At 52.3% G+C, this 13,394-nt stretch carries 8 protein-coding genes; 3 read left to right on the top strand and 5 right to left on the bottom strand.

From position 1 onward, the window contains the following. Nucleotides 1-33: 33 nt before the first annotated feature. From FW415_RS10720 to FW415_RS10705, 4 genes are all read right to left on the bottom strand, one after another. Nucleotides 34-1,710, bottom strand: a complete 1,677-nt coding sequence (locus FW415_RS10720; protein WP_148384616.1) for a DUF5018 domain-containing protein — start codon at nt 1,708-1,710, stop codon at nt 34-36. 100 nt (nt 1,711-1,810) lie between these two features. Further along, complete coding sequence (locus tag FW415_RS10715) at nt 1,811-3,517, bottom strand: RagB/SusD family nutrient uptake outer membrane protein (protein ID WP_148384614.1); 1,707 nt, start codon at nt 3,515-3,517, stop codon at nt 1,811-1,813. A gap of 13 nt (nt 3,518-3,530) precedes the next feature. Further along, nucleotides 3,531-6,701, bottom strand: coding sequence for a TonB-dependent receptor (locus tag FW415_RS10710; RefSeq protein WP_168208769.1), 3,171 nt, complete (start codon nt 6,699-6,701; stop codon nt 3,531-3,533). Between the two features lie 159 nt (nt 6,702-6,860). Continuing rightward, nucleotides 6,861-8,723 (bottom strand): FAD-dependent oxidoreductase, encoded by a 1,863-nt coding sequence (locus tag FW415_RS10705; RefSeq protein ID WP_148384610.1) that lies wholly within the window; start codon nt 8,721-8,723, stop codon nt 6,861-6,863. A 493-nt stretch (nt 8,724-9,216) separates the two neighbouring features. Between FW415_RS10705 and FW415_RS10700 the strand changes: the two genes are divergently transcribed. The 3 genes from FW415_RS10700 (at nt 9,217) to FW415_RS10690 (ending at nt 12,624) form a co-directional block, all read left to right on the top strand. Next, nucleotides 9,217-10,446 carry an ROK family transcriptional regulator gene (locus FW415_RS10700; RefSeq protein WP_148384608.1) on the top strand — a complete coding sequence of 410 codons (1,230 nt, stop codon included), beginning with the start codon at nt 9,217-9,219 and terminating at the stop codon, nt 10,444-10,446. Between the two features lie 106 nt (nt 10,447-10,552). Further along, nucleotides 10,553-11,860, top strand: coding sequence for a GntP family permease (locus FW415_RS10695; RefSeq protein ID WP_148384606.1), 1,308 nt, complete (start codon nt 10,553-10,555; stop codon nt 11,858-11,860). A gap of 29 nt (nt 11,861-11,889) precedes the next feature. Next, nucleotides 11,890-12,624: an endonuclease gene (locus FW415_RS10690; protein ID WP_148384604.1), complete on the top strand. Its 735-nt coding sequence runs from the start codon at nt 11,890-11,892 to the stop codon at nt 12,622-12,624. A 125-nt stretch (nt 12,625-12,749) separates the two neighbouring features. Here FW415_RS10690 and FW415_RS10685 read toward each other — a convergent pair whose 3' ends face one another. After that, a complete protein-coding gene (locus tag FW415_RS10685) occupies nt 12,750-13,148 on the bottom strand; it encodes a hypothetical protein (protein ID WP_148384602.1) in 399 nt (132 codons plus the stop codon). Between the last annotated feature and the right edge of the window lie 246 nt (nt 13,149-13,394).

Below are 13,394 nucleotides of genomic sequence, written 5' to 3'. Positions count from 1 at the left end.
TTTTTCATGTCCGGAATATTCCTGTTCCTTTTATCAGGGTGCGTAAAGTGTGAATTCATGCGCCATTACACCACCATTGGTCAGCAGCGTGTACACCTGCATTCTTTCCTTGTTCTGGGAGAAACCTACCGCAATGTCCGCCGTTCCGTTCCCGTTCGCCGTACCGGCAAATTCATCGGATACGAACACATTGAACGTACCGTAGTTCGGGTCGGTGAATGGTGTGGATATCTTGGAAGTGCTGGTCACATCGAACAGGCACATATTGATCTTGTTCAGGTTGTAATCGCTGTATTTGACGATAGCCAGGTAGGTGGCATTATTGAAGGTCACATAGGCCGTAGGCATGTGGAATACGCCATACACCCTGGTATCGTAGGAGAAAGCGCTCATCCGTTCATGGGTGGTGCCGTTCACGAGAGCGATATCAAACTGGTAGTTGATGAAATAGTTTGCATTCGCATCAGCTGAAACCGGTTGTGCTTCCGCATAATAACCGAAGGAAGTAGCGCCGTTAGCGAGACCGTTGTAGGTGATCACTTCGGGCGTCTGGCTCAGCAGTGCGCCGCCAACAACCCTCCATTTGTAGATGATGTTGGATATGCCGGCAGGCGCCATGATCACGGCATCGCCGTCCAGGTTGCCATAAATGTTCATTCTGCGGCCTACCCCGCCGTCTCCCGTAATGCCGGCGGGATTGTTATTGGTCCATTCCAGGAATTTCACCGGCGCATTGTCCATTGCATCGTTGTATTTGTAGAGTATGAACTTCGCGTTCTTCGGCGCCCAGGATGCAGCCAGCAGGTGCCCTACAGTGTCTTCCACCATCTGGAAGGAAAGCTGGGAACCGAAGGGACTGGGGATTTCCCTTACAAAAGCGGCAGTGAAACGATTGTACACGCTGAATTTGGAAGGGTTCGTTCTCCTGGTGATCACGATATTGTCTCCGCTGACAGCGAGACATACTTCATTGTTGGCGCCGAACCCGAGGTCAGCACCGGCTTTTGTCCACAGTTTACGGTTGATACCGATACCATAGTCCAGTTTGACAGGCTCTGTGGCCTTCAGAGTATAGGTTTTGGCTATACCATCCACACCGGTGATAACGAAAGGCACCGGCTGCGCGAAGTCTACTGCGCCATCCTGCGCGATGGAAGCGGTGGAATGGCGGTTGATCGCATAGCTGATCTTTGCGTCCGTGAGGGTAGTGCCGGGCAGTACATAGAACAGTACATCTCCGGAGGGTTGCACCACACCTTCGATCTGCTGTTCCTCACCATCCGCATCCATATAGGTAACGGTAATGGTTTCAATGGTGGTGTTACCCACTTTTTTGCCTATCACCACGTAATGTTTTTCTTCCCCTGTGCCGGAAGTCACTTTGATCGGATAAGGGTTCCTCAGATCGGCAAAGCTGCCCAGCGCGGGGCTGAGCTTTGCATCGGAAGGAATGGAACCGCGCAGGATGATCCTGCTCAGGTCCGTTTCATTATCGCTGTCTTCCGGGTAGAAATAAGGGATATCGAAATAAATGGTATCGTTGCTGTACCGGGGATTGAACAGGCGCTGCCCTCCATTCCCGTCATTTGTGGCGTAGATGTCGCTGAGCAGGTTCTCCTCGCTGCGCATGACAGGGTCCGCTTTGCGGCAGGACACAAAGGTTCCTGCTGCTGCGAGGGAAAATATGATAAGTGAACTGATACGTTTCATCCGTTTATTTTTTTAAATTTTTACGGGCCGGATGGAGCCTTGGATACCGGCTTCATCTGATAATAATGAAAAGGTTGATACTGGTTATGAACAGCGGCGGCTACCAGCCCTTGATCTGATCAAGAGCATCGTTGTTCTGCAATTCATTGACGATGATCGGCATATAGTACATGGCCGGATCGAATTCACGGTCTGCATTATCCGCGCTCACCACTTCATATTTGAAGCCTGCACCTTCGGCGGTAACCCTGTGGCCGGAGAAGCGCACATCGTCCAGCACGGTATGCGCTTTACGCCAGCGGCGGAGATCCCAGTAACGGTGGCCTTCAAATGCCAGCTCCACTTTCCTTTCATGCTCAATGGCGGTCTGCAGCTGCGCCGGAGTGCTGGCCGGGGTGTTCGGCAAACCACGTTTGTTACGCAGGGCATTCAGGGAAGTTTGCGCGCCGTTCACATCATTCATATTGGCTTTTGCTTCCGCGTCGATCAGCAACACTTCCGCATAACGCATTTCCATCCAGGGCTGTGTGCTTTTGTTCTGAATGAAGTTGGTATTGCTCTGGTCCAGCATTTTGCGCACATAGTAGCCGGTAACGGTTTTGCGCGGTTCCGTGGAAACGCCATACTCCATGATCCCTTCCGTTGCGCTGCCGGGAGTGGTATTGATCGTTCTGCTCTTCCAGGAAGCGCCGTTGTAGAGTATAGTGCCATAAAAACGCGGCTCGCGGTTGGCATATGGATCGGCGGCCTGAGCGGGATTGCTCCAGGAGAATCTGGTACCATCGCTCATTTCAAATTCATCAACCAGCTCAGCCGTTGGTACACCGTACACGAGGCACTGGCCCGGCACATCTCCCGGAGGGGTGAAACCGAGGTCATACTGATGGGTGAACTGCGGCGCTACGAAATCCAGTTTGAATACTGCTTCTTTGGAATTTTTGTTGGTGAAGAGCGCCGTGAAATCTGATTCCAGCTCGTAATAACCTTCGTTGGCCAGCTTGATCACTTCCCCTGCTGCATCCGAAGCATTTTTATAATATGCCTGGGCATTGGCCTCGGGCACACCGGTCAGCGGGTCGTCATTGAACTGTTTGCGATCGAACTTGGCGATGGACGCGGCATATAGCCAGGTACGGGCCAGCATGCCGTAAGCGGCGCCTTTGGTAGCGCGGCCTGTCCTTGCGGCAGGTTGTGCCGGAGGCAGTATATCCGCAGCATAGGCAAAATCCGCCGCAATGAATTTCCAGCAATCTTCTTCGCTGGAACGGGGATTGTCTTTCACCGTATGCTTGGAAATATCATCCATGATGATCACGCTGCCGTGCAGTTTCACCAGCCAGAAGTACACGTAGCCGCGAACAAAACGGGCTTCTGCTTCGTACTGGTCCTTTTCCGCATCGCTCACTATCGCATATTTACGCAAACCATCGATGAATTCATTGATGCGGCGGATGCGGGTGTAGGCAGATTGCCAGTAGTTCAGCTGCGGACCGGCGGCGTTAACACGACTGGCATCTGTGGCCAGGATGTTCACTGTACCGTTGCCTGCAGTGGAGGAAGTATATTTCATGATGTCCGTCAGCGCATCGGTAGCATTGCTGTACCCGATGGGGAACTGTCCGAACTTGAAGGTCTGGAATTCAGCGTACAGGCCATTCACGTACAGCTCCATATTGGAAGGGTTCTTCCATATCGCTTCTTCCGTGTACCTGTCCGTTGGCGCTATGTCTATTTTACAGCCGTGCGATGCCATCACGATGCCGGCGAGTAAAAGTGATTTCTGTATTCTTGAAGATATCTTGATCATCGCTGTGTACTTTTTATAATGAAAGGTTTACGCCTGCGGAAAACATCCTTTGCTGCGGATAGAAACCGTTGTTCACGTTCGGCATTTCCGGATCGAGGTATTTCAGCTTGTCCCAGGTCGCCAGGTTGTAACCGGTCACGAACACACGCAGCGACTGGATGTTGGCACGGTTCAGCAATTGCTGCGGCACATTATAACCCAGCTGCATGGATTTGAGGCGGAGGTAGGAACCATCGCGTACCCAGCCGGAGTTGATGTGCGCGTTATGCGCGGTCAGCTGTGCCTTGTAGGCAGAGAGACGGGGGAACTCGGCGTTCGGGTTATCCGGCGTCCAGGCGTTTTCCACGAGGAAATACGGGGAGTTGCCATAACCGTAGAAGGCACGGGTAAACGGTGTATTATCATCTACGCCGCTGGTACCGCTGGAACCTTCGTAAGTGCCGGCGAGGTTTACACTGCTCAATGCGGCGCCCTGCAGCAATGCGGAGAAATCGAAGCCGGCATATTTCAGGTAGAGGTTCAGACCGTACATGATCTCGGGCAGGTTGCTGCGGCCGATCTCTACGAAGTCATCCGTACGGGTAATGCGGCCGTCGCCATTGATATCCCTGTATTTGAAGAAACCGGGAGCGATCACGCCAGCGGCGGGAGAAGAACCATTGCGGGCTTCTTCCCAGGTCTGGTACATACCGTCTGCCTGGAAACCGAACTTGGTACCATACGGTTTGCCTACACGGCGCATCCATTCCGGCAGCGAGCTGCTTTCATCCAGGCGGATGATCTTGTTGCGCGCCCAGTTGAAGTTACCGGTAACGCCATACTCCAATTTACCGATCGTGTTATTGTGGCGGATCTGCAGATCGAAGCCGCGGTTGTCCATAATGCCGTAGTTCACCGCGCTCGGGTTGTAACCGCCATTGGACAGCGGATAGAGGTTTGCCTGTGAAGCAAGGATGTCGTTGGTCAGCTTGTAGAACCACTCAAAATCAAATCCAAGTTTTCCTTTCAGGAAATTAGATTCAAAACCAACGTTGGTCATGGTAGACGTTTCCCAGGTTACGGTTGGATAAGGTGGTGCGCTGGTATAGATGGCGTTCGCGGGTTTTCCGCCGATCACCATCACCGGATCGGATGTCAGCTGATAGGTCTGCAGATAAGTGAACCTCCCGATGGCGTCGTTACCGGCCTTACCCCAGGATGCCTTTACTTTCAGGAAGTCTATCACATCGCTGGCTTTCTCAAAGAAATCTTCCTTGCTCACGATCCAGCCTGCAGCAACCGCGGGGAAAGCATTCCAGCGGTATTCCGGCGCAAAGTTGATAGAAGCATCGTAACGGGTAACTACTTCAAAGAGATATTTTCCCTTGTAAGCATAGTTGATACGGCCTACGTAACCTGCTCTGGAATCTACGGTGCTGCTGCCGGTAGGACTGATAAAGTCTTCCGTAGCAGAGCTGCCGAAATTGATCTCGTGAATATCCGTCAGCGGAAAGTTGCTGGCGCCGGTGGAGAACAGGTTGCTGTTGTATTGCGACCATTCATACAGGGCCAGTACGCTTACTTCATGGTCTTTATTGAAAGTGCGGTTATAAGTAATACTGGGCTGGAACGTCTGCCGGTTATTCTGGGAGAATGACTGGCGCAGCGTGGTTTTGGTGATACCCGGAACGGTGGTCAGCATCACATAATCGCCGCTCACCTGGTCCCTGGCACGGCCCATCAGGCTATAGGGCGTTGTCCAGCCTTTATTTTCACTACTTGTTTTATCGTAAGCCGTCAGCAATTTCGCTTCCAGGCCCTCTACCCAGGGAATTTTCGCTTTCAGCGTGATGTTACCCTGAAAGATATTGGACTGCTGGCGCTGATAACCTGACTGCTGCACGGAGGCGATCGGGTTTACCCAGCCTGCGTTACTGTTATAGGCAACAGGCAAGCCGTTCGGTGCATATTCCGGCAGGTTGGGCAGCATGCGCACCGCCTGGTAGAACGGGTTGAGGTAAGCCGTGTTATCCGGGGAAATGCCCGGTGTGCGGGTGTTCTGCTGGCGGACGGAGAGGTCTAATGCCACAGAGAACACATCATTCAGCTGGGCATCTAAATTAGTACGGACGTTATATCGTTTGAAGCCGGTATTTTCAACCACACCATCCTGGTCCAGCATACCGATGTTGGCGAAGTACTTTACTTTTTCCGTACCGCCTCTTACACTGAGGGCGTGGTTCTGGGAGAAAGCATTGCGGCCTACCAGTTTACCCACCCAGTCGGTATTACCCAGCAAAGGATTCGTATTGGTGCCATTGCGCACCGCTTCTATCTGTTCCTGGGAATAGATGTAGGGAACAGGATCGCCGCCGGTATGCTCATGGTAATCGTTATCCATATCCGTGCCTCTGTTGTACCAGGTCATGTAATCCGGACCGTTGAGGAATTTCGGGAAGCGGGTGTTCTGGCTCATGGTTACGCCACCGTCATAAGTGATCGTGGGCTTTTGCACTTTACCGCGTTTGGTAGTGATGAGGATGATGCCGTTGGCAGCCTGCAAACCATATACGGCTGTGGATACCGCGTCCTTCAACAGGGTGATGGTCTCTATCTCGTTAGGGTCCATGCCGGAGAAATTCGGACGGGGAACACCGTCTACCACTACAAGCGGGCCCTGGTTGCCGCTGAATGTGCCCACACCGCGGATGCGGAGCGTGGCATCATCAGCACCGGGGCGGCCGGATTGCTGCAGGGTAGTTAAACCCGGCAGGCGGCCGGACAGGGCATTGGTAATGTTCATTACCGGCGCCTGTTTGATCTGGTCGCTGCCTATCTGTACCGCAGAACCGATCACATTCTGGCGTTTCTGCGTACCGTAACCGATCACCACCACTTCATTCAGGCCACTGGCCGTTTCACCGAGCTTAATGGTCAGATTTTCCACCGCGGTGGTCGTAATTTCTTTTGTCTCATAACCGATAAAGCTAAATACAAGCGTGGCCGGCGAGTTGGTCAGCGAAAGGGAGAATTTACCGAATACATCGGTCTTTGTGCCTTGTGAGGTGCCTTTGATCTGCACCGTAACACCCGGCAGCGGGCCTCCCTGATCATCGGTCACCGTACCGCTGACGGCGCCGGATTGCGCATAGGTAGCGAGGGCCGGCGCAATCAGCATCGCCATGCATATCAGCCATCGTCCCATGTTCCTTTTGATTGATAAAAACTCCATAAAACAATTAGATTAGGTGAGTAGAGATTTATTGAAAAATTGTATTGCGTTGCATAGATCGCGCACACCGGAGGAGCGTGGTGTGCTTTACCACTGCTCCGGTGAACGGAATGATTGGTTCTTTCTCCGTATTTATTCGGGAGCTTTTACGAGACTGCCCCTGACATCCACCGGCCGCCGGAATGGCTGCAGGTAATGGTCTGTCAATACCGCAGCGCTGCGGCGGTCCAGTTCCATATTTTCTGCAGGCTGACCTTTCAGCAAAAGTTTTTGCCAGTCGCCCTGTATCTGTTGCCATGTTATTTTCACACCCGCATGGTTGAAAAGCTCCACCAGGTATTGCAGGGTGAGCGGATCACCGGAAGCGCCCCAATAGTTGCGCAACGGTTCGAAGTAAGGCCGCAACCCTTCCGCCAGTTCATAACCGCTGAGTTTGCGGTCAGGATAGAACCAGGTCTGGTTCGCCCATTTGAACGGCACGCCCGCTCCTTTCAGGATGCCCGTAGCGCCGATACGCTGGATGGCGGCGAAATGCGGGTCTGTGCTTTGCACATCGATGAAAGGCATGATGTATGCTTTGGCATCCAGCAAAGCCTGCTGTACTTCCCGGATAGCCACCTCCCTGGGCTGCACCTGCTTTTGCAGTGCCAATGCCGCCAGTGCGCCGGAAGCCTGCCCGATGCCCAGCACCACCGGCTGAAGGCGGGTAGCGCCGTTGACGATATTGGTGACGCTGATGCTTTTTTCCGCGACGATCAGCCCATTCACTCCTTTCGGGATAAGGCTGCCCACCGGTACATTATAGGAAGGCACACGGATCTTCACGAAGTCGATCTTCGGCGCGGACTCATTTTTATCGTGATGATGATCGATGGTATAGTCACCAACGGCAATGCCTGTACGATACAGCGCTTCCGGCTGGTCGTACGGTCTGGATACATGATTCACGGTCAGCTGCGCTTCTCCTTTTACGCGGCGGGATTCGCGGTGATAGGGGATCATCGGCAACCTGTCTTTTGTTGGGAACTCATCATCCGCAATGCCCAGGTTTTTGTAGCCCAGCGCTGTTTGCAGGTAGTAGACAAAACGCAGACTGTGCAGTTTGGCGGCTTCAAGCGCCGCTTCCCTTTGTTCCCGGGTATGTTCAATAATGTTGAGGTAATAGTCATTGCCGTGCTTCGGCCAGTTGATCATGTATTTGTTGTTCGGCAGACGGCCATACTGCATCATATGATGGCAGTTGTTATCCGGGGAGTCGAACGAAGCCGGGTCTGACACGTCGCAGCAGCGGGCGAACAGGGAAGGATCGTAACCTGCGGGTTTGGGGATCGTTTTGTCGGCCCCCTTGCCGTAATCCTTCAGCACCACAACATAGGTCAGGTCCTGGATGATATCGTTCGCCTGTTCAGGCGCCTGCGCTTCGCCGGTTTCGTGGCGGCTGTCCATCCCGATGTCATATTTTGCGCCTGCGGCCGCCATTACATCACCCAGTTCGGTCGCATCGATCACCAGTTTTGCTTCGATGACCGATTGTTTTTTGCCTTGCTGCACGGTCACCTGCCAATAGCTGCCGGCGCGGCGGATGGCCGTCCATTTCGTCCGGTATTTTACTTCCAGCAGTTTTTCCGCGGCCACCATCTGCTTGAGTATCTGATTGCCTATATGCGGTTCGAAGAGTGTATTGCTTACCCAGCCGGTGAATACTGCTTTTGCGCCACCGTAATGATCATAAAGATGCCGGCGGAATTCCCCCCAGAGACCGGAGGGCATGCGGTGATTGCCATCTATGGCGGAAACGCCTGCGGCCGTCAGCATTCCGCCCAGCCAGTCCGTTTCCTCTATAATTAATGTACGGGTGCCCATCCTTGCAGCCTGGATCCCTGCCGTTGTACCGCTGGCGCCGCCGCCAACGATCAGCAGGTCCACCTGCTGCTGTGCGCTCACTGTAGAGAAAAACAGGCTGAATACCAGTAATAGCTGCGTACGTTTCTGCATGCGTAATTCGTTACGTGTTGTTCAAATAATTCCGGGCAAAAAATGCCCCGGCCGTTATAAACAGCCCTATCATCAGCTTTGAAGGAAGATCGATTGATGTTTGCGTATATCCGTCTCCGTTTTGCCTTGTATTGTTTGCGTATTAATTGTTCCTCTCCCGTGTAATAATATTCAGATGTAGGTTGTGTGATCCAAATATTTAAAATGATTCCTCTAAATAAGAATATTTTTTACTAAAAGACAAGTACTTTTTAATTATTTTTTCTAACTTCAAAATAATTAACCCGAATATTATTAAAAGTAGCCTCATAATTGAAAATACCATTACCTCATTGGGCAGTCATCGATCAGATACCAGGGAAAACATATAAAATGCAGGTTTTAGAAGAATTTGTTTTTAATTTTTTTTAAAAAGATTATCTTTGTGTAGACGATACGTTTAATAATTGTGACATCGGCAAAAAACTTTTTAAAAAAACCTCCTCTCCCCCTGATGAGTCAGCCAACATTCTTCGAAGAGTTAAATAATGAAAACCTGGGTGGTGTTGCTTACAAGAACCTGAGCCTCAAGAAAAAGATCATCGCCTATTTCGCCAACATCAATAATGCCACTATTGCGGACCTCGCCAAGGAGCTGAACGCCAGCACACCCAAGGTAACGCACCTGCTGAATGAACTGCTGCAGGAAGGGCTGGTGCATGACTACGGTAAAGTGGACAGTACCGGCGGCCGCAGGCCTAATTTATATGGCATGGCCCCGGATGCCGGCTTTTTTATCGGCGTGGAAGTAAAGAAATATCATATTAACCTGGGACTGCTCGACTTCAAGAAGAACCTCGTGAAGTTCGTGGAGAAGGTGCCGTATGATCTGCAGAATACCGCGCCATCACTGGATGAGCTGTGCAAGATCGTGGCAAAGTTCGTGGATGAGCTGCCGGTAGGCCGGGAGAAGATACTCGGGGCGGGCGTGAACCTCTCCGGCCGTATCAACTATGCTACGGGATACAGCTACAGCTTTTTCCATTTCGATGAAGAGCCGCTGAGCAAGGTGATCGAAGCCCGCATCGGCATCCGCACTTTCCTGGAGAACGATTCCCGTGCCATGGCCTACGGCGAGTTCAGCAGCGGCACCGTCAACAACGAAAAGAATGTGCTGTTCGTCAATCATGATCATGGTATCGGTTTGGGCATCCTTATCAACGGACAATTATATTATGGCAAGTCCGGTTTCGCGGGTGAGTTCGGGCATATCCCTTTCTTCAACAACGAGCTGATCTGCCATTGCGGCAAAAAGGGTTGCCTGGAAACGGAAGCCTCCGGGCAGGCGCTGCTGCGCAAATTCCAGGAAAAGCTGAGAGAAGGGTTTTCTTCCGCAGTCATGCGCAAACACAAACAGCCGGAACAGGTAACGCTGACGGATATCATTCATGCGGCCAACAACGATGATATGCTGGCCATAGAACTGATCGCGGAAGTGGGGGAAAAACTCGGCAAGGGCATTGCCATGCTCATCAACCTCTTTAACCCGGAGCTGGTGGTCCTCGGCGGCAGTATTTCCACTACGGCCGATTACATCCGCCTGCCGGTAAAAAGCGCCATCAATAAATACTCTTTAAGTCTTGTTAACAACGATACCCAGCTGATCCTCTCCCGTCTCGGGGAAAGGGCCGGCATTATCGGCGCCTGTCTGCTGGTGCGGAACAAGCTGCTGTCGCTTCCATGAAACAGGGCCCGTTCACAGGGAAGCAGGTAACCACCGCTCTGCTGCATCAAAATCAGCTTATACATTCCGATGCAGGAATATTATATTGTGCGGATAAACCATTCGTATGAGCACTGCATTCCTACAGGTGCTGCTTTCGCTGGCAGCGGGCATTGGCCTGATCGTTCTGCTGACCGTTAAATTCCGCGTACATGCCTTCTTCGCATTGTTCCTGGCCTGTTTTGTGGTGGGATTGGGTGTTCAGCTTCCTTTTGCGGATATCATCACCGCTATGAAAGAGGGGTTCGGGAGTATCCTGAAAAGCCTTGGATTCGTGATCATGCTCGGTACCACGCTTGGCGTGATCCTCGAGCATACCGGCGCTACGCGGGTAATGGCCGCAGCGATATTGAGGTTTGTAGGAGAAAAGAATGTCACTGCTGCTATGGGCATCACGGGCTTCATTGTTGGCCTGCCTATATTCTGCGATTCCGGATATATTGTGCTGAGCGGGTTGAACAAGTCGGTTGCCCGCCGCAGCGGGGCTTCCATCCTGGTGATGTCCGTATCCCTGGCCTCGGGTCTGTATGCCGTGCATTGCCTGGTGCCGCCGCATCCCGGCGCAACGGCTGCGGCGGGGATCATTGGTGTGGATATCGGCCGGCTGATCCTTACCGGTGGCCTCGTGGCCATTCCGGCCGTGATCGCAGGCTGCTGGTGGGCATCGTTCATGGGCAAAAAGATCCCGGTAAAGGAGGTGGAGGAAGCGGAAACGGAAGATATCGATATACCGGACATTCCGGTGTGGAGGGCATTTCTGCCCATACTGGTGCCGATCGTGCTGATCGGCCTTGGCACCTTCGGCAATATGCTGAGGGGACTGGAGATCTTCCATGTGCTGGGTGATCCGGTGATCGCCTTGTTCATCGGCGTACTGCTGTCCATCCGTTCTTTCCGTACAGCAACCATGAGCAGGCTGGTAGCGGAAGCCGCTGAAAAAGCCGGCAGCATCCTCGTGATCATCGGCGCAGGCGGCGCATTCGGCGCGGTGCTGGCTACCACCAATATCGGGTCGCATGTAAATGATGCCATCCATCTGGGCAACCTGGGCGTGATCTTTCCCTTTCTGCTGGCCGCATTGCTGAAAACGGCACAAGGCTCTTCCTCTGTGGCCGTGATTACCGCCGCGTCCATCGTATTCCCGCTATTGCCGGCCCTTGGGCTGGATAGCGATATGGGCAGGCTGTTGTGCATGCTGGCGCTGGGCGGCGGTTCCATGACGGTCTCCCACGCCAACGATTCCTACTTCTGGGTGATCAGCAAATTCTCCGGACTGGAGATGCAGCCAATGCTGCGGGTATTTGTGGTATCTACCCTGCTCATGGGGCTGACCACCCTGGTCATGGTATATGCCCTTTCCTGGTTCCTGTTGTAAAATGGCCCGTCATTTGAAGGTTATACGATATGCCCGAAGGACCTTCCATCCTCATCCTGAAAGAAGAACTGGCGCCATTCGCCGGTAAGAAAGTACTGTCCGCAACCGGACAGGCTAATATTGACTTCGCGAAGATCAGCAACAAGACGGTGGTGACCTTCAAGACCTGGGGCAAACATTTCCTCATCTGTTTCCCCAGGTTCACAGTCAGGATACATTTTATGCTGTTCGGCTCCTGTCTGATCAACGAGCGCAAGAAAACCGTACCCGGCCTGCAGCTCCGGTTCACCAACGGCGAAGTGAACTTCTACGCTTCCGCTATCCGGATCATTGACGAGCCGCTGGATGATATCTATGACTGGACCACTGATGTTATGAACCCCGCATGGGATGCCGCCAAAGCGCTGAACAAACTCAAACAGGCGCCGGATATGCTGGTTTGTGACGCCTTGCTGGACCAGCAGATATTTTCAGGGGTCGGGAATATCATCAAGAATGAAGTGCTCTTCCGCATCCGGATACACCCCGCCAGCACGACGGGCGCCTTGCCGCTCAAAAAGCGGAAAGAACTGGTGCGCGAAGCGGTACGATACAGCTTTGATTTCCTGCACTGGAAAAAAGCGGGCGTACTCAAAAAACACTGGCAGGCACATACGAAGAAAACCTGCCCCCGCTGCCACATCCCGTTGGAAAAAGCACACATGGGCAAAACCAACAGGCGGACCTTTTATTGTGACAATTGCCAGGTAAGGTATGCCCGCTAACCCCTGCCGGTCAGCGAAAGATATCTGTAAGAGGAACTGCCTGCATGAACTTTCTTTTGATAAAAACACAAGCGGCCGCATCAAAATTTTGATGCGGCCGCTTGTATAATATCAGGTTGTGTTTGTCAATATTGCGAGGCGATCAGCACGATCTTCACCAGGATAGTAGAATTCAGTCTCACAGGCTCCACGCCGTCCGCCGTCTGCACATCCAGGTAAAGCGTTCCCGGGCCGTAGGAATACAGGTAGGTCACCCCTCCGTACACCTGGGGCAGGGCTTCATATGAAGCGCCGTCATTAAAGGAAAGGTCTACCTGCACGCTGTTGGCATCACTGGTATAATTATCCAGCTCAGGCATATCGATCGCCACCTGGTAAGTATTGCTGGCCGGCACCAGTTCCCACATATCAGGCGTTACATCCACAAAAATGGTTCTATTGGGAATGACCACTTCTTCTTTTTTGCAGGAAGAGAACAGCATGCCAAAGGACAGCATAGCGGAAAAAATGTAGATGATCTTCATATAAAGGGTATTACAGATGAGTGAATCTACCGGAAGAAGTCAAAAAGCATGCCTGTTTCGGGGCCGGGGCCAAAAGTACCCGGAAGACAGCCGGGGGAAAGCCTTTGCAGCCTATCCCGAAAGCGCCCTCCGGACAGCAACAAGATAAATAGGCCGGGCCTTCTCTTCACTTTTACAAATTTTCGCAGTAACTTGAAGCAATCTTTATTGAGTTTCATCTGCCCCAAAGATCCTTTTTTTATCAAC

Origin of the sequence: Chitinophaga sp. XS-30 (assembly GCF_008086345.1) — a bacterium.
Taxonomy (GTDB): domain Bacteria; phylum Bacteroidota; class Bacteroidia; order Chitinophagales; family Chitinophagaceae; genus Chitinophaga.
The sequence above is the reverse complement of the archived record's forward strand: the minus strand, read 5'-3'. Positions and strand labels throughout refer to the sequence as shown.